This window comes from Pseudomonas sp. C9-3, assembly GCF_032392015.1.
Lineage (GTDB): Bacteria > Pseudomonadota > Gammaproteobacteria > Pseudomonadales > Pseudomonadaceae > Pseudomonas > Pseudomonas nitroreducens.
Genome location: NZ_CP135919.1, coordinates 1994815 through 2010577 on the forward strand (window position 1 = coordinate 1994815; position 15763 = coordinate 2010577).

General features: G+C 66.5%; 17 protein-coding genes. 8 read left to right on the forward strand and 9 right to left on the reverse strand.

Annotated features, from left to right (window positions below):
• Positions 1 to 96: 96 nt before the first annotated feature.
• Positions 97 to 969, forward strand: a complete 873-nt coding sequence (locus RS899_RS09085; RefSeq protein ID WP_024762292.1) for a LysR family transcriptional regulator — start codon at positions 97 to 99, stop codon at positions 967 to 969.
• A 46-nt stretch (positions 970 to 1015) separates the two neighbouring features.
• Here RS899_RS09085 and RS899_RS09090 read toward each other — a convergent pair whose 3' ends face one another.
• Entirely contained in the window at positions 1016 to 1390 is a 375-nt protein-coding gene (locus RS899_RS09090; RefSeq protein WP_024762291.1) for a hypothetical protein, read from the reverse strand.
• Between the two features lie 221 nt (positions 1391 to 1611).
• Here RS899_RS09090 and RS899_RS09095 point away from each other — a divergent pair, with 221 nt between their 5' ends.
• A complete protein-coding gene (locus tag RS899_RS09095; RefSeq protein WP_315809679.1) occupies positions 1612 to 1950 on the forward strand; it encodes an I78 family peptidase inhibitor in 339 nt (112 codons plus the stop codon).
• A 68-nt stretch (positions 1951 to 2018) separates the two neighbouring features.
• On the opposite strand, the gene RS899_RS09100 is transcribed toward RS899_RS09095, so the two are convergent.
• A complete protein-coding gene (locus RS899_RS09100; RefSeq protein WP_054908942.1) occupies positions 2019 to 2276 on the reverse strand; it encodes a hypothetical protein in 258 nt (85 codons plus the stop codon).
• Positions 2277 to 2418: 142 nt separating this feature from the next.
• Positions 2419 to 3342: a LysR family transcriptional regulator gene (locus tag RS899_RS09105; protein WP_315809680.1), complete on the reverse strand. Its 924-nt coding sequence runs from the start codon at positions 3340 to 3342 to the stop codon at positions 2419 to 2421.
• A gap of 122 nt (positions 3343 to 3464) precedes the next feature.
• Between RS899_RS09105 and RS899_RS09110 the strand changes: the two genes are divergently transcribed.
• The gene (locus RS899_RS09110) at positions 3465 to 4214 is read left to right on the forward strand and encodes a 3-oxoacyl-ACP reductase family protein (protein ID WP_233298724.1); all 750 of its coding nucleotides are present in this window, start codon (positions 3465 to 3467) and stop codon (positions 4212 to 4214) included.
• 31 nt (positions 4215 to 4245) lie between these two features.
• Here RS899_RS09110 and RS899_RS09115 read toward each other — a convergent pair whose 3' ends face one another.
• Together RS899_RS09115 and RS899_RS09120 are read right to left on the reverse strand one after the other, a co-directional pair.
• Positions 4246 to 5334 carry an FUSC family protein gene (locus tag RS899_RS09115; RefSeq protein WP_054908945.1) on the reverse strand — a complete coding sequence of 363 codons (1089 nt, stop codon included), beginning with the start codon at positions 5332 to 5334 and terminating at the stop codon, positions 4246 to 4248.
• 78 nt (positions 5335 to 5412) lie between these two features.
• Positions 5413 to 6849 carry an ArnT family glycosyltransferase gene (locus RS899_RS09120; protein WP_315809681.1) on the reverse strand — a complete coding sequence of 479 codons (1437 nt, stop codon included), beginning with the start codon at positions 6847 to 6849 and terminating at the stop codon, positions 5413 to 5415.
• Between the two features lie 118 nt (positions 6850 to 6967).
• Here RS899_RS09120 and RS899_RS09125 point away from each other — a divergent pair, with 118 nt between their 5' ends.
• A complete protein-coding gene (locus RS899_RS09125) occupies positions 6968 to 8041 on the forward strand; it encodes a metallophosphoesterase (protein ID WP_315809682.1) in 1074 nt (357 codons plus the stop codon).
• A 91-nt stretch (positions 8042 to 8132) separates the two neighbouring features.
• Positions 8133 to 10196, forward strand: a complete 2064-nt coding sequence (locus RS899_RS09130) for a putative bifunctional diguanylate cyclase/phosphodiesterase (protein WP_233298707.1) — start codon at positions 8133 to 8135, stop codon at positions 10194 to 10196.
• 5 nt (positions 10197 to 10201) lie between these two features.
• On the opposite strand, the gene RS899_RS09135 is transcribed toward RS899_RS09130, so the two are convergent.
• Positions 10202 to 11068, reverse strand: coding sequence for a LysR substrate-binding domain-containing protein (locus tag RS899_RS09135; protein WP_054910132.1), 867 nt, complete (start codon positions 11066 to 11068; stop codon positions 10202 to 10204).
• Positions 11069 to 11191: 123 nt separating this feature from the next.
• Here RS899_RS09135 and RS899_RS09140 point away from each other — a divergent pair, with 123 nt between their 5' ends.
• Genes RS899_RS09140 through RS899_RS09150 form a run of 3 tightly spaced genes read left to right on the forward strand, consistent with a single transcriptional unit; the run spans position 11192 to position 13513 of the window.
• Positions 11192 to 11827 carry an ankyrin repeat domain-containing protein gene (locus RS899_RS09140; RefSeq protein WP_315809683.1) on the forward strand — a complete coding sequence of 212 codons (636 nt, stop codon included), beginning with the start codon at positions 11192 to 11194 and terminating at the stop codon, positions 11825 to 11827.
• Between the two features lie 25 nt (positions 11828 to 11852).
• Complete coding sequence (locus tag RS899_RS09145) at positions 11853 to 12308, forward strand: nucleoside deaminase (RefSeq protein ID WP_054910134.1); 456 nt, start codon at positions 11853 to 11855, stop codon at positions 12306 to 12308.
• Positions 12305 to 13513: a CynX/NimT family MFS transporter gene (locus RS899_RS09150; RefSeq protein ID WP_409978051.1), complete on the forward strand. Its 1209-nt coding sequence runs from the start codon at positions 12305 to 12307 to the stop codon at positions 13511 to 13513. The genes RS899_RS09145 and RS899_RS09150 overlap by 4 nt, the downstream gene beginning before the upstream one ends.
• Positions 13514 to 13582: 69 nt before the next feature.
• On the opposite strand, the gene RS899_RS09155 is transcribed toward RS899_RS09150, so the two are convergent.
• The 3 genes from RS899_RS09155 to RS899_RS09165 all read right to left on the reverse strand — a co-directional run bounded on the left by RS899_RS09155 (position 13583) and on the right by RS899_RS09165 (position 15760).
• The gene (locus RS899_RS09155) at positions 13583 to 13783 is read right to left on the reverse strand and encodes a hypothetical protein (protein WP_054910135.1); all 201 of its coding nucleotides are present in this window, start codon (positions 13781 to 13783) and stop codon (positions 13583 to 13585) included.
• Between the two features lie 118 nt (positions 13784 to 13901).
• Complete coding sequence (locus tag RS899_RS09160) at positions 13902 to 14096, reverse strand: hypothetical protein (protein WP_315809684.1); 195 nt, start codon at positions 14094 to 14096, stop codon at positions 13902 to 13904.
• A 236-nt stretch (positions 14097 to 14332) separates the two neighbouring features.
• A complete protein-coding gene (locus RS899_RS09165) occupies positions 14333 to 15760 on the reverse strand; it encodes a TolC family protein (RefSeq protein WP_315809685.1) in 1428 nt (475 codons plus the stop codon).
• Positions 15761 to 15763: the final 3 nt, after the last annotated feature.

A 15763-nucleotide genomic window follows, 5' to 3' on the forward strand; every position in this document is an offset into this window, starting at 1 on the left:
CCGGCGTCGTGGCCCATTGGCGGGCCCATGGGAGGCAATTTATAGTTGCGCAGGCGCAATCGAAAATGGGCGGTTGCGCAACCTTGGAGTGCGTCGATGCAATACCGTCTGGAATACGCCGATCTCGCCCTGGTGCTGGCGCTGGTGCGCGGGGGCAGCCTTGCCCGTGCCTCGGAATTGCTCGAGGTAGACGTTTCCACCGTATTCCGTGCCGTGCGCAGGCTGGAGAAGGCGTTGGGTACCGCATTGTTCGAGAAGGGCCGCAACGGCTACCTGGCGACCGCCACCGCACAGCAACTGGCGACCCAGGCGGAACTGGCCGAGCAGGCGCTGGAAGCGGCGCGACTGGGGCTGGAGCAGGGGCATGACGTGCTCAGTGGCACCGTGCGCCTGACCTGCTCCGACACCGTGCTGCAGGGCCTGCTCCTGCCTGCCCTGGCGCGCTTCATGAAACGCTACCCGGCACTAAACCTGGAGCTGACCACCTCCAACGCCTTCGCCAACCTCAGTCGCCGCGATGCCGACATCGCCCTGCGTTTGACCAATGCGCCGCCGGAGCATCTGGTGGGACGCAAGCTGGGTGAGGTGCATTACGTCCTCTGCGCCCATCGCGATTACCTGGCCGAGCAGGGCGAACGTCCCTGGCAGGAAATGAGCTGGATTGCCCCGGATGACTTTCTACCCGACCACTCCAGCGTCGCCTGGCGCCGCCAGGCTTACCCCTCGGTGCTGCCAGCCTACCGCTGCAACAGCATGCTGTCGGTGCTGGACCTGTGCCGCGCGGGCCTGGGGTTGGCGGCGCTGCCGGCGTTCCTGCTGCGCCCGGACGACGGTTTGCAGGTGCTGGAGCCGGAACTGCCCGGCTGCAGTATCCATCTCTGGCTGCTGACCCGGCCGGACTGCCGCGCCTTGCGGGCAGTAGTGACGTTGTTCGAGGAACTGGCCGGCAGCATTCGCCTGCCGGCCTGAATGAAAGACCCCGCCAGGAGGCGGGGTCTTTTGTCTGTAATAGCCATCACCAGTGACGGTAGTGTCCCGGCGGGCCGTAGTAGCCAGGGCCGTAATAGCGTGGCGGACCATAGTAGCGGGGCGGCCCGTAGTAACGCGGGCCCGGAACCACCACCACCGGGCGGTAGACCGGCTGGTAGACGGGTTGGTAGACCGGCGCCGGTTGGTAGTACACCGGCTGCGGCGGGTAGTAGGCCACCGGGGGCGGCGGAGCGTAATAGGGCGCTGGCGCGGGTTGCGAGCCGGCAACCACTGCACCCCCGACAACGGCACCGACCACGGCGCCGATGGCGGCGGCATCAGTGTTGCTGTTGGCCGCGGCCTGACCAGCGAGGGCGAGGCCAGCGCAGAGCAGGGCGATCTGGGGGAGACGGTGAAGCATGATGCACCTCCTGAGGAACCCGGCGAGGATCCCGGTATCTATGAGACATCTGCCCCGAGAGTTTTGTAACGGCTCTGGTGTAAAGGTTGTGTAAATGGCACTGCGTGGCTCTGCGACGGGCTTTGCGTGCAGCAGCTTGCAATACATCCACGCGCCGCCTCGGCCTCACGGCTGGTAAGGTGGCGGTTTTTCGCGCTTAGAACAGAACAGGGAGACCATTCATGCCCTCGAACCCCAGATCCTTGAACCGCGCTCTGCTGGCGCTTCTGGCTGCAGCCGCCCTGGCCGGCTGCAGCTCCAAGGATGCTTCGTCCGATGCCGCGCAGCCGGCGGCGGACAATCCGCCGGCCCTGACCGGCACCTGCAACGCCAAGGCGGGGCAGTCGATCGTCGGCAAGGTCGTCACCCCGACCCTGACCGAGGAAGCCCGCCGTGACGCGGGCGCCAGCGTCGCCCGTGTGCTCACCCCGCACCAGCCGGTGACCATGGAATACAACTCGCAGCGCCTGAACATCGACGTTGATGACAATCAGGTGGTGAAGCAGGTCTCCTGCGGCTGATTGCATTCCAATGGGTTGTACCCATGAAAAAGCCCCGCCTAGGCGGGGCTTTTCGTTTCCGGCCGCGATCAGCGGTTGGCGGGCTTGTGGATCACCCGCAATGCCTGGGTGGTCTGGTTGACGCATTCCTCGTAATTGCCAGCCTTCTTCGCTTCCTCGGCCTTGGCAATGTACTCGTGGACCACGTTCACCTTGACGCCGGTGGCGTTGGTGCTGGCGGTCTTGAGGAAGTCGTTGAGTTGCTGCAGGTTGCCGTCGCACAGCGCGCTATCGGCGAATGCCGGGACGGAAAACACCATGGCCAGGAGCAGAGCGTACTTTTTCATGCAGGTTCTCCTTGCATCTCGAATGTCGAATCGAAGAAATTCGAAATTACGTTAGCTTGCTAACAATCGACAAGCGTTTACCCCGCGAATTCATTTCATTTCTGACGCTAGTCAGGAAAATCCCGATCGTCCGTGTCGCCGGTCAGATGGCGCTGAACTTCCGCTCCAGGCCCTGGCTGCGAAAATGCTCGATCACGTAGTCGACGAATACCCGAGTCTTCGCCGGCAGCAACTTCTGGGCGGCGTAGTAGAGCGCGGTGTTGCCAGCGTCCACGTACCACTCCGGCAGCACGCGCACCAAACGGCCGCTATCGAGGTACGGCACCGCGTGCTGCATGCTCACCAGGGTGACTCCCAGGCCCATCAAGGCGGCCACGCAGGCGGCTTCCGGGTCGCTGAAGGTCATGCGCTCCTTCAAAGAAATCGGTGCCTGGGCCTGCTGGCGGTTGGTCAGTGGCCAGGGGCGCACGCGGCCGGTCTGCGGCGAGCGGATGCGGATGCCGTCATGGCTGGGCAGGTCCGAGGGGTAACGGATCGCCGGGCGTCCGTCGAGGTAGGCGGGCGCGGCCAGCAGCACGAGGTGTGCCGGGCACAGCTTGCGCGCCACCACGCCGGGCGGCAGCTCGAAGCCGCCGCCGATGGCTGCGTCGAAGCCTTCGGCGATGAGGTCGACCTGGCGGTTGTCGAAGTGCCAGTCCGGACGTATCGCCGGGTAGCGGCCGAGGAAGTCCCTCAGCAGCGGCAGGATGTAGTCGCGGCCGAACACCAGTCCCATGCTGACTTTCAGCGCCCCGCTGGGCTGGCCATCGGCGCTGGCCAGGTTGGCGATGGCGCTTTGCAGGCTGGCCAGGCCGCCGCTGGCTTCCTCGAGAAAACGCTCGCCGGATTCGGTCAGGGTCAGGCTGCGGGTACTACGCTGGAACAGCCGGACGCCCAGGTTGTTCTCCAGCCGCGCCACGTTCTTGCTCACCGCCGCCGGCGTGAGCCCCAGGCGTCGCGCGGCGGCGGCGAAGCTGCCGGCCTCGGCGCTGCGGACGAAGCATTCGATACTGATCAGGCTTTCCATGGGTGGTATTCCGGACGTTTGGTATCGACTGAATATAGCGATTACTGGCTACCGGGTCAGGAGTGCGAGCGCGAAACTGGCCCTGTCGAACTTACTCCCCCACTGATTCCTGGAGACACGAAATGACCACCACTCAAACCCTCGCCGGCAAAGTCGCTTTCGTACAGGGCGGCTCCCGCGGCATTGGCGCCGCCACCGTGCAGCGCCTGGCTCGTGAAGGCGCTGCCGTGGCCTTCACCTACGTCAGCTCGGCGCAGAAGGCCGAAGACCTCGCCGCCAGCATCGAAGCCGCCGGCGGGCGCGCCCTGGCGCTGCAAGCCGACAGCGCGGATGCCGCGTCCGTGCAGCAGGCCATCGACACCGCCGCCCAGCGCTTTGGCGGTATCGACATCCTGGTGAACAACGCCGGCGTACTGGCCATCGCTCCGGTCGAAGAGTTCAGCCTGGAAGACCTCGACCGCACCCTGGCTGTGAACGTGCGCAGCGTCTTCGTCGCCACCCAGGCCGCCGCGCGGCACATGGGGCAGGGCGGGCGCATCATCACCATCGGCAGCACCAACGCCGACCGCATGCCCTTTGGCGGCGGCGCCGTCTATGCCATGAGCAAGTCGGCCATCGTCGGCCTGACCAAGGGCCTGGCCCGTGACCTCGGCCCGCGCGGCATCACCGTGAACAATGTGCAGCCCGGCCCGGTGGACACCGACATGAACCCGGCCGACAGCGACTTCGCGGCATCCCTGATGGACCTGATGGCGGTCGGCCGTTATGGCCGTGCAGAAGAAGTCGCGGCCTTCGTTGCCTACCTGGCGGGCCCGGAAGCCGGCTACATCACCGGCGCCAGCCTGACCATCGACGGCGGCTTCGGCGCCTGATGGGCTCCTGATCACCGCAGCGCGGCCAGGCTCAGGCCCGGTCGCGGCTCTGGATGTTCCAGTGTTCGGAGGTGCTGGCGAGTTTTTCCGAGAGCATCTCCACCTGTTCGTAGAGGCGCAGGGTCAGCCAGTAGAAGCCCTGCTTCTCGAAGGAGTCGGTCAGGTTGTGCGGCCGTGCCGGCAGGTTGTCCAGGCCCTGGCAGGCCTGGACCAGCTTGCTGGTGCGGCTGAACTTCAGGGCGTGGGCCGATTGCAGCAACAGGCGTCCGATGATCTGCCGGTGCGTGTCGAGGCTGGCAGGCACCGGTTCTATCTCCCCGGCCTGGGCCGCGAACTGTCGCGAGGCGATCAGCGATTCCAGGGTGCCCATGATGGCGCGATGGATGCGCTGGAGGATCTCCAGCTCGCGCAGTGGCATGCCGGTCTCCCGCGATACTGGCCCAAGGTGGGCACGCGAAGCCACGAGTCGATGGTCCAGCTCTTCCAGCTGGCGGGCGAAATGCTCGGCGGTAAAGTCGTGGTTGGACGATAACTGTCCGTACATCTGCGCGCAGGCGCGCAGGTTGTCCGAAAGCAGGTAGCGCCAGACGTAGACCGCCCGCAACGGGTAGATCTGCGAGAAGACCAGGGCCACCGCGACCCCGATCAACACGTTGGCCGAGCGCCACAACCCTTCGGTGAAGCCGGTCTCGCCGGGGCCGGCGACAATGCACATGGTGATCCCCGCCAGCAGCGCGACGTAGCCGGGACGGCGGATCGCGTAGAAGGCCGAAGCCGCGCCCAGCACCGACATCACCAGGTAGGTGAGGGTGAGCGAGCGCGTGCGGTCGTAAACCGCGATCACGCACAGACCCAGTGCCGCGCCAGCCAGAGTGCCGAGCACCCGTTCGTAGGACTTGCCGCGGATCGTCCCCTGGTGCACCAGCCCGCCCATCACCACCAGCACTGTCACCGAGGCCCAGAGTCCGTGTGGCAGTTTCAGCGCGCTGGTCAGCAGCATCGAGGCGAGCAGGGCGAGGCCGACGCGCACGCAATGGATCCAGGCGGCGTAGCGATAACGGGTGTAGGGATTGGCCAGGCGGCGGAACGGCAAGGTCAGGATCGAGGGTTGCTTCGCCAAGGGAAGCGGCTCCTGTGCGGACGGTGGCGATGCAGCAAGGTTAGCCGGTCCCAGCCGGAACGGCCGGCCCTGGATCAATCATCTCGAGGACTGCTGGCCGACGAAGTAGTAGTCGCGTTCGCCCACTCGGAAGTGCTGCAGCACGCTCAGCGGCGCCTGTGGCACGGTTTGGCTTTCCAGAAGGGCGATGTGTTGGTCGGGTTGGCCGAGGAAGGTCGTCAGCTCCTCGCTGGTCTGCAGGGCCGGCAGCAGGCTACGGCTGTAGAACACACCGGCACCGGCCAGGCGCTCGCTGGGCTGGTACAGCGCCACCTGGCGCCCGAGCATCTGGTACTGGCGAATCTGCTCGGTCAGCGGCAGGAAGGATTCCTTCAGATCGGCGCGGGGCTCGACCCAGATCGCGTACCCCAGGTAGCAGGCGGGTACCAGCAACGCCAGGGACACGGCGGCACAGCGCATCCACTGCGAGGCCCGGGCATGCCAGCGCGTTAGCAGGAGGTGACCGAACTCGGCGGCGATCACCGCCGCTGCCGGGGCCAGCGCCATCAGGTAGACCATGCGCTTGCTGGAGGCGAAGCTGAGCAGGGCGAACTGTGCCGCCAGCCACAGGCAGAAGAACAGCAGGTAGCGGTCCCGCGCCAGGCGTTTGCGCAGGTGCCAGAGCCCGAGGTAGAGCAGGATGTTCCACGGCAGAAAGGCCTGCGGCAGACGCACCAGGTAGTAGTAGAAGGGTTCGAAATGCCCGGCTTCGCTGAACGAGCCGCTGAAGCGGCCGACGCTGTTGGTCCAGAGGATTTCCTGCAGGGCTGCAGACCCGCCATCGTGATAGAGGAACAACAGCCAGGCCAGCAGCGGCAGCAGGCCCGGCAGTGTCCACAGCAGCGGTCGCAGCCAGGTGGAAATTTCCAGGCGGCGCCGCGCCAGGCTGTCCCACAGCAGGCAGGCGAAAATCACCACCCCCGGCAGCGCCAGGCCCAGTACGCCCTTGCTCAGGGTGGAGAGCGCGATCCCCGCGGCGAACGCCAGCCAGTGCCCGGTGCGCCCCGGTGGCCTGAGCCAGGCCTGCAGGAAGGACAACAGCGCCAGGGTTACGCCCAGCGTTAGCAGGGCGTCTTCGCCCACTTGGCGTGCATTGGCCCAGAAACTCGCCAGGGTCATCAGCATCAGCGCGGCGAGCAGCGCGAGCGTCGCGGGCCGGCCGATGCGCCGGAGTGCGCCGTAGAGCAACAGCACGCAGAACAGCCCGGCAAATGCCGAGGCCAGCCGCACGGACAAGGTGGTCAGGCCGAACAGTTGGATGGCGGCAACGTCCAGCCACAGGCTCAGTGGCGGCTTTTCCAGGAACGACTGGCCGTTCAGGCGCGGCGTCACCCAGTCCTGATCCAGGTGCATTTCCATCGCGATGCCCGCCACCCTGGGTTCGGTGGAGCCCTGCAGCTGGTGATTGCCCAGCGCGCAGAAAAACAGCAGGCCGCCCAGCACGAGCAGGAGGAGTAGATGGCGGCGCTGGTACATGGCGGATCCCGGGCAGGGGGTTTGAGCCTGCATGTATAGGCGACATTTCGTTAACGCGAAATTAACCTTCTCGGTGTTTCACTGCGCCCTTCACCCGGTACTCCCCTGGGGGGTCGCCATGTCCGCTCGCCTGCCTGGTTCCCGCGTTACCCCGGCCCCTCGTTTGCGCCGGCGTTATCTATTGCTGGCTTTGTTGGTGCTGATTGTCGTGGTCGGCTGCCTGGCCGGCTTCATGGTGCTGGTTCCACCGCCGCCCTATACGCCCCTGCCGGGCCAGAACCCTGCACAGGTCACCCTGCTCGCTCTGGGCGACCAGGGCAGTGGCGACCTGCAGCAATGGCGCGTGGCCGAGGGCATGGAGCGTGTGGCGGAGAGTGAAGGCGGGGTGAACATGGTCCTGCTGCTGGGCGACAACTTCTACGGCAAGGCGTTGAGCGGTGTCGACGACCCGACCTGGCAGCTCAAGTTCGAACGCGTCTACCACGGCCGCTGGCTCAGCCATGTGCCGTTCTACGCGGTACTGGGCAATCACGACTACCCGGCCTCCGCCGCCGTCGAACTGGACTACGCCCGCCAGCGCGCGGGCTCCGGCCGCTGGCAGATGCCCGCTCCCTTCTATACGCGCGATTTCGGCGAGGCAGAGGGGCGCCCGCTGTTACGGGTCGCGTTCCTGGATACCAATGCCGATGCCGCCGGCCGCCAGCGCCAGGCAGATTTCCTGCAGGCGGCCTTCGCCCGGCCGGGGCCCGCACCGCTGTGGAAGATGGTGGTGGCACACCATGCGATCCGCAGCAGTGGCGGCAAGCACGGCGATGACGACGCATTGTTGCAGCAGTTGCTGCCGGCGATGCAGCGCAGTGGGGTGGACCTCTACCTGTCCGGCCACGAGCACAACCAGGAGGTGATAGTCCGCCCTGGCGAGCCCGCCTGGCTGGTCTCCGGTGGCGGCGGCCAGACGCTCGACGGCATCAGGCCCGGTGTGCCGGCCGATGGCACCCTGTTCGCCGTCGAACAGCACGGTTTCGCGCGGTTGGCCTTCAGCGCGGATCGGCTGCAGCTGGCCTACTACGACCCGCAGGGAAACCGCGAGCAGGGCTTCCTCTGGGCGCGGGCCTGCCCCTGGCTGGCCCAGGGCTGCCTGAAGCAGAACGATGTTGCCCGGTTGGCGACGAGCAGGGCCACTGGCCAGTAGTTGAGCCCTGGGGGTTTTCGCTAGAATCCCGGACTTTTGCGCGCATGGACCGCGTGCGGCCATCAGCGCTTGAGTCCATTAGAGAGCCCCCATGCTTACCGGTAGTTACGATCCCGCCCTCGTCCTGATCTCGCTGTGCGTCGCCATGTTGGCGTCCTACACCGCCCTGGACCTGGCCGGGCGCATCGCGACGACCCGCGGCTGGCCCGTGCTGCTGTGGATCGGCGGTGGCGGAGTGGCGATGGGCATCGGCGTCTGGTCGATGCACTTCATCGGCATGCTCGCTTTCAGCCTGCCGATCCCGCTGGGTTACGACCTCACCCTGACCCTGCTGTCGCTGGCCATCGCCGTGCTCAGCTCAGGCTTCGCCCTGGCGCTGGTCAGCCAGGACCGCCTGCCGCTCTGGCAACTGGTCTGCGGGGCGCTGGCCATGGGCGCCGGGATCAGCTGCATGCACTACCTGGGCATGTACGCGATGCTGATGCAGCCAGGCATCGACTACGACCCGGCACTGTTCGGGCTTTCCCTGGCGATCGCCGTGGCGGCGTCCGGCGCCGCATTGTGGATCGCCTTCAAGCTGCGGCAGAACACCCCCTATGTGCGTCTGGCTCGCGGTGGCGCAGCGCTGGTGATGGGCCTGGCGATCGTCGGCATGCACTACACCGGCATGGCCGCGGCGCGCTTTCCCGAGGGCAGCTTCTGCGGCGCAGCCCCCAGCGGGCTGAACAGTGACTGGCTGGCATTGCTGATCATCATCGTGACCCTGGCGATCATCGGCATCGCGTTGCTCACCTCAGTGCTGGATGCGCGCCTGGAATCGCGCACGGCACAGCTCACCTCGTCGCTGGCCCAGGCCAACCAGGAACTGACCCAGCTCGCCCTGCACGACAACCTCACCCGGCTGCCCAACCGCATCCTGCTGGAAGACCGCGTCGAACAGATGATTGGCAAGGTCCAGCGCAACGGCGGCTACTTCGCGCTGATGTTCCTCGACCTCGATGGCTTCAAGCCGGTCAATGATGCGTTCGGCCACCATGTCGGCGACCTGCTGCTCAAGGATGTGGCGCTGCGCCTGTGCGGCAACCTGCGCAGCGACGATACCGTGGCGCGCATCGGCGGCGACGAGTTCGTGGTGCTGGTGGAACTGGCCGAGGCCGAAGACGCGGTGACCGTCGCCAGCCAGCAGGTCAACCTGCTGGCCCAGCCGTTCCAGGTGGCCGGGCAGGAGCTGCGCATCGCCGCGAGCATCGGCATTGCGCTCTATCCGGGCGACGGCGCCAGCCAGCAGGAACTGCTGCGCAACGCCGACGCGGCGATGTATCACGCCAAGGGCAATGGCAAGAACGGCTACAGCTTCTTCGAGCAATCGATGAACACCAATGCGCGCAACCATCTGCAGCTATTGCACGACCTGCGCGCGGCCCTGGACCGTCGCGAGTTCATCCTGCATTACCAGCCCAAGTTCGCCGCCAGCGGCGAACCCATCGGTGCCGAGGCGCTGCTGCGCTGGCAGCATCCGCAACGCGGGCTGCTGATGCCCGATACCTTCATCGCCCTGGCCGAGCGCACCGGGTTGATCATCCCCATCGGCGACTGGGTGCTCGACGAGGCCTGCCGGCAGATGCGCGAGTGGTACCTGCAGGGCCACGAAAGCTGGCGGGTGGCGGTGAACCTCTCGGCCCTGCAGTTCTGCCATGCGGCGCTGGTGCAGTCGGTGGCCGATGCGCTGCAGCGCCACCACTTGCCGGCGCGCTGCCTGACCCTGGAAATCACCGAGACCACGGCGATGCGCGACGCCGATTCCAGCCTGGAAATACTGGGCAAACTGTCGGAGATGGGCGTGGACCTGTCCATCGACGACTTCGGTACCGGCTACTCCAGCCTGCTGTACCTCAAGCGCCTGCCGGCCAACGAGTTGAAGATTGATCGCGGTTTCGTCCGCGACCTGGAGCAGGACAGTGACGACGCCGCCATCGTCTCGGCCATCGTCGCGCTGGGCCAGGCGCTGGATTTGCGCATCGTAGCCGAAGGGGTGGAAACCTCCGGCCAGCAGAACTTCCTCACCCGCCTGGGATGCGATTCGTTGCAGGGCTTCCTGCTCGGCAAGCCGGTGCCGGCCGAGCAATTCCTCGAGCGTCTCGGCGCTCCGGCCTGAGCGGCTCAGTACTCCGCTGGCAACGCTGCCAACTGCGTACACAGCTCACGCAGTTGTTCGCACAGGCGGCGCCCGGCGCTGCCCAGTTCCGGGCGTGCGTAGAGCGCCAGTTCCAGCCCCTCGATGGGCGCAAACCCCTCTTCGGCGGTCAATACGCGGTGGCCTTCGTGGCGCCCGCGCAGGGGCAGCAGGCTGACGCCCATGCCGGCCGCCACGGCCGCTGACAGGCTGGCCAGGCTCGCGCTGCTGTAGCTGATGCGCCAACGCCGGCCGCTGGCTTCCAGGGCGTGGATCATCTCCTGGCGGTACAGCGCGCCCAGCGGGAAGACCACCAGAGGCAGCGGATCACGGGCGGCGGCCGGAGTGGCCGCGCTGTCCTGCCAGGCCAGCGGTTCGGGCCAGTGCGCCAGGCAATCGGCATCGGCGCCCCATTGCTTGACCAGCGCCAGGTCCAGCTCGCCGCTGCGGTACTGGCGCAACAGCTCCTGGCTGAGACCGCTGGAGACCTCCAGGCGCAGCCGCGGGCGCTCGGCGCTGAAGGCCGCCAGCAGCGGCATCATCCGCTCGCCGGCGAAGTCTTCCGGCATCCCCAGGCGCAGCACGCCTTCACTGTGTTCGCTGCTCAGCGCCTCGCGGGCCTCCGAGCCCAGTTCGAGGATGCGCCGCGCATAGCCCAGCAGCCGTTCCCCCTGTTCGGTCGGCAGTACCTGGCGCTGGCTACGGTCCAGCAGGCGGCAGTCCAGGCTCTGCTCCAGGCGCAGGATCTGCTGGCTGACGGTGGACTGGGTCAGGTGCAGCAGTTCGGCAGCGCGGGTGAAGTTGCCGGCGTCCACCACCATCACGAAGCTGCGCAGCAGATTGGGGTCAAGCATTGTGATTCCCACTGAAACTCATGTTTCTATTTAATTTCAGCATAGAACATCCCTTTGTCATACTGCGACTGCTCATTGATCGAGAGTGATTCGAGGCACGACAGCCATCACGGGGGAGCGCCCATGGACATGCCAACCATCCAGACCGAGGACGTGCGCAGCCGCGTCGCTGCCGACGCACTGCTCAGCGCCGCCAGCGATGGCCGCGAACACGATGTGGCGACGTTGCTCGAGCGTGGCGTACCGGTGGACGTCACCGACGGACAGGGCAATTCGCCGCTGCTCCTGGCCACCGCGCACAACCGAGTTGCCGTGGCGCGCCAACTGGTCGCCGCCGGTGCCGACGTCAACCAGCAGAATCGCATCCATGACAGCGCCTACCTGTTGGCTGGCGCTGCCGGGCGCCTGGAAATCCTCCAGCTGACGCTGGCCCATGGCGCCGATCTGCGCAGCACCAACCGCTATGGCGGCACGGCGCTGATCCCGGCCTGCGAGCGCGGCCATGTGGACGTAGTGGCGACGCTGCTCAAGGCCGGTGTCGATCCAGACCATGTCAACAAGCTGGGCTGGACCGGGCTGCTCGAAGCCATCCTGCTCAGCGACGGCGGCCCGCGTCATCAGGCCATCGTGAAACAACTCATAGAAGCCGGGGCGAACCTGAACCTGGCCGACAACGACGGCATCACGCCGCTGCAACACGCCCGCCAGCGCAACCAGACCACCATCGCCAGGATGCTGGAAGTCGCCGGCGCGCATTGAACCGATTGATTTGCTGGAAACTGCCATGTCACACGAAGTCTTCATGCGCGAGGCCCTGCAACTGGCCCGCGACAACATCGAGGCCGGCGGCCGCCCGTTCGGCGCCGTACTGGTCAAGGATGGCCGGGTGATCGCCCGCGCCGCCAATTCCATCCACCTGGATTTCGACCCTACCGCCCACGCCGAGCTGCTGGCGATCCGCCGCGCTTCGGCCGTGCTGGGCATGTCGCGTCTGGACGGCTGCGTGATCTACGCCAGCGGCCACCCATGCCCGATGTGTCTGGCGGCCATGCACCTGTGCGGCGTGGAGGGCGCCTATTTCGCCTATTCCAATGACGACGGCGAGCCGTTCGGGCTGTCGACTTCCGCCGTGTACCAGCAGATGACCCAGCCGCCGCAATGGCAGGCGGTGCCGCTGCGCCCGTTGCGCCCCAATGGCGAAGAGGGCTTGTACCAGCACTGGCAGGAGCAGCGCTCGTGAGCCGGGGCATGGCCATGCCGGTCGAGGAGAGCAGCAGTCACGCCGGCTGGATCGGCCTGCTGGTGATCGTCGCGCTGGGCATCAACTTGCGGCCGATCCTCACGTCCATCGGCCCGTTGCTCGCGGATATTCACGATGCCACCGGCCTGGGCTTCCAGGGCCTGTCGATGCTGACCGTGCTGCCCGTGCTGTGCATGGGCCTGTTTGCGCTGGGCCTGCCCTGGGTCGGCCCGCGCCTGGGCGAGAGCCGAGGCATGGTGTTCGGCCTGCTGGCCATTGGCGCGGCGTGCTTCTGGCGGTTGCTGCTGGACAGCGGCATCGCGCTGATTGCCAGTGCGGTGCTGGCGGGCTGCGGCGTGGCGGTGATCCAGGCGTTCGTGCCGGGGGTGATCAAGCGCTGGTTCCCGCACAAGGTGCCCTCGGCGATGGGGCTCTACTCGGCTTCGCTGATGGCTGGCGGCGGTAGCGCCGCAGTCCTGGCACCGGTGGTTTCGGAGCACTTCCATCGCTGGCAGGACGGTCTCGGCGCCTGGCTGCTGCTGGCCATTGTCGGCCTGCTGCTCTGGGCCGTGGCCCGCCCGCGGGAGGCGCCGGTGGCGGCACCGCCCCGGCAGAAGGCGCAGCACTATTTCGGCAGCCGTCGCGCCTGGCTGCTGGCGCTGTACTTCGGCTTGATCAACGGCGGCTACACCAGCATGGTGGCCTGGTTGCCGGTGTATTACCGCCAACTGGGCTGGACGGCTCAGGCCAGCGGGCAACTGATCGGCCTGATGACCATCTTCCAGGTGATCGCCGCGCTGACCGTCCCCTTGCTGATCCGCCGTTCGCCGGACCGTCGCGGCTGGCTGTGCCTGTGCCTGCTGATTCAACTGGCTGGCTTCATCGGGCTGCTCTCGGCGCCGCTGCACCTGCCGGGTATCTGGGTGGCGATGATCGGCTACGGCCTGGGCGCCTGTTTCGCCCTGAGCCTGACGCTGACCCTGGATCATCTCACCGATGCCGGCGCAGCCGGTCGGCTGGCGGCCTTCGTGCAGGGCATCGGCTTCATCGTCACCGGCATCGTGCCCTACGTCACCGGCTGGCTGCGTGACAGCACCGGGAGCTTCCAGGCTTCGTGGATCCTGCTGGCGGTGTCGGTGGTGCTGATGTTGGGCGTGACGTTGCGCTTCTCGCCCAAGGGGTACGCGCGCGCAATGCAGCGGTAGCGGGAATTCGGAGTGGCCGGCGGCCAATCGCGGACAGAGTCCGCGATCGTTTTCAGGCGGGTGGGATGGCTAGACCGACGTCGCGATGTAGATCCGGTAGGTGATGATCGACAGCATGCTCAGCACGCCGATCCACATGAGGAACACACCGACCGGACGATGGCGGATGGTGAAGCCGATCCCCAGCATGAACATGCCGAAGACGAGGATGCCGAGGGTGACGAAGAGGGACGTGGGGTCCAGGGGGATGAAATGAGCGGTGGCGTCCATGGCGAATCCTTGTCTGAAAATTCCGATATAGAAATTCTAGGCCAGGGCGAGGGCGAACTCTTTTGATCCCTGGCAAGTCGCGCCGGATCATAACGGCACAAACCGCCCAGCCCAAGGCTCAGCTCTGCGCCAGACGCTGCCCCTGGTTCGTCAGCACCAGTTGCAGGCCGCGGAACTCGGCCAGCCGCAGGTGCACGAGCCATCTTTTCAGCGCAGGGTGAAAGACATCGCCGCGCCGCACGCCTCGTAGGAGGTCGTGCAGCTCGTTACCGCGGCGAGGGGCTGGGATTCTGGTTTCATCGGCGTCGGACACTGAGCGGTATTCCTTATACCTGGTGTCAGTGGATTCTGAATTCGAACAGGCTTCAGCTTATTTTCTATTGCTATCAGAAAATACTGATCAGCATCTGAGTATCTGACAGATTTCGGAACTTGCATGCCAATAGCTAGGAAGCGCCTCGGAAACACGGCCATAAAAAAGCCCCGCGGTCCGGAGCGTCAGACCGCAGGGCCAGAACGGTCGAGAAATTCTCGACCGGGGAGGACCGATCAGGCCGCCGGTGTCGGCTGCCAGCCGCCGCCGAGGGCCTTGTAGATCGCCACGATGCCGCGATACACGTCGACTTCCGCCAGGGCCTGGGCGTCCTCGGCGGCGAGTTGCTCGCGCTCGGCGTCCAGCAGGTTGAGGAAGTCCACGGTGCCTTCGCGGTACTGCAGGCCGGCTTGCTGTGCGGCATTGCGGTTGGCTTCGGACTGGCGCACCAGCGACACCAGGCGCTGCTGGCGCTTGCCGTAGTCGCTGAAGGCGTTCGACGACTCTTCCAGGGCCAGCAGGACCTGCTGCTCGTAGGTCGCCAGGGCGCCATCGGCGTCGGCCTTGGAGGCGCGCAGGCGGGCCCGCACGCTGCCCAGGTCGAAGGCCGCCCAGGTAATGCTCGGGGCGACGCCCCAGGCGCTGGCGGCGGACGAACCGATCTGCGAGCCACGGCCGGCGGTGTAGCCGAGGAAGCCGCCGAGGCTGACTTTCGGGAACAGGTCGGCGGTGGCCACGCCCACATCCGCGGTGGCCGCAGCCAGGCGGCGTTCGGCGGAGGCCACGTCCGGCCGGCGACGCAGCAGCTCGCTCGGATCGCCGATCGGCAACGCCTTGGCGATGGCCGGGAGTTTCTTCGGCGACAGGTCCACGGAGAGCGCGTCCGGGCGCTGGCCGAGGAGGGTGGCGATACGGTTGCGCTGGCGCACTTCCTCGGCCTGCAGTTGCGGCACGCTGGCTTCGGTGGAGGCCAGGCGCGCTTCGGCGCGCTGCACGTCCAGCTCGCTGCCGACACCGGCGTCACGCAGCTGGATGGTCAGGTCGCGGGATTCGCGCTGGTTCTCCAGGTTGCTCCTGGCGATGCTTTCGCGCAGTTGCGCACCGCGCAGCTGCCCATAGGCATCGGCCAGCTCGGCGATCAGGCTGACCTGCAACTGCTGCAGGTCGGCCACGGTGGCTGCGCTCAGCGCGTCGCTGGATTCCAGCTGACGGCGCACGCGGCCGAACAGGTCGACTTCCCAGATCATGTCCAGGCCCAGGTCGTAGCGCTCCTGGTTGACCCGGTCCTCGGTCTGGCCGGGCACCTGGCCCTTGCCGACCTGGCCTTCGGCGCGGCTGGTGACCGTGGGGAAACGGTCATTGGCGACGTCGTCGCGGATCGCCCGCGAAGCCAGCACGCGGGCATAGGCCACGCGCAGCTCGCGGTTTTCCTTGAGGGACTGGTCGACCAGCTGGGTCAGCACGGGGTCGTCGAACTGCTTCCACCAGGCGTCTTCGTAACGGCTGCGGTCGTAGTTCTTCGCCTGGGCATTGCTGTCCAGTTGGGCCGGCGCAGTGTCCGGCTTCTGGTAATCGGGGCCGACCATGCACGCGCTGAGGGCCAGCGCGAGCAGGGAGGGGACGAACAGTTTCACGGCACTCTTGCTCACAGCATTGATGGTCATGAC

What these genes read in the sequence shown, in the direction of transcription:
- RS899_RS09120 (WP_315809681.1), bottom strand. Translation starts at nt 6,849, where the DNA reads ATGTACCAGCGCCGCCATCTACTCCTCCTGCTCGTGCTGGGCGGCCTG.
- RS899_RS09100 (WP_054908942.1), bottom strand. Translation starts at nt 2,276, where the DNA reads ATGAAAAAGTACGCTCTGCTCCTGGCCATGGTGTTTTCCGTCCCGGCA.
- RS899_RS09135 (WP_054910132.1), bottom strand. Translation starts at nt 11,068, where the DNA reads ATGCTTGACCCCAATCTGCTGCGCAGCTTCGTGATGGTGGTGGACGCC.
- RS899_RS09110 (WP_233298724.1), top strand. Translation starts at nt 3,465, where the DNA reads ATGACCACCACTCAAACCCTCGCCGGCAAAGTCGCTTTCGTACAGGGC.
- RS899_RS09090 (WP_024762291.1), bottom strand. Translation starts at nt 1,390, where the DNA reads ATGCTTCACCGTCTCCCCCAGATCGCCCTGCTCTGCGCTGGCCTCGCC.
- RS899_RS09085 (WP_024762292.1), top strand. Translation starts at nt 97, where the DNA reads ATGCAATACCGTCTGGAATACGCCGATCTCGCCCTGGTGCTGGCGCTG.
- RS899_RS09155 (WP_054910135.1), bottom strand. Translation starts at nt 13,783, where the DNA reads ATGGACGCCACCGCTCATTTCATCCCCCTGGACCCCACGTCCCTCTTC.
- RS899_RS09130 (WP_233298707.1), top strand. Translation starts at nt 8,133, where the DNA reads ATGCTTACCGGTAGTTACGATCCCGCCCTCGTCCTGATCTCGCTGTGC.
- RS899_RS09095 (WP_315809679.1), top strand. Translation starts at nt 1,612, where the DNA reads ATGCCCTCGAACCCCAGATCCTTGAACCGCGCTCTGCTGGCGCTTCTG.
- RS899_RS09165 (WP_315809685.1), bottom strand. Translation starts at nt 15,760, where the DNA reads ATGACCATCAATGCTGTGAGCAAGAGTGCCGTGAAACTGTTCGTCCCC.
- RS899_RS09125 (WP_315809682.1), top strand. Translation starts at nt 6,968, where the DNA reads ATGTCCGCTCGCCTGCCTGGTTCCCGCGTTACCCCGGCCCCTCGTTTG.
- RS899_RS09140 (WP_315809683.1), top strand. Translation starts at nt 11,192, where the DNA reads ATGGACATGCCAACCATCCAGACCGAGGACGTGCGCAGCCGCGTCGCT.
- RS899_RS09105 (WP_315809680.1), bottom strand. Translation starts at nt 3,342, where the DNA reads ATGGAAAGCCTGATCAGTATCGAATGCTTCGTCCGCAGCGCCGAGGCC.
- RS899_RS09145 (WP_054910134.1), top strand. Translation starts at nt 11,853, where the DNA reads ATGTCACACGAAGTCTTCATGCGCGAGGCCCTGCAACTGGCCCGCGAC.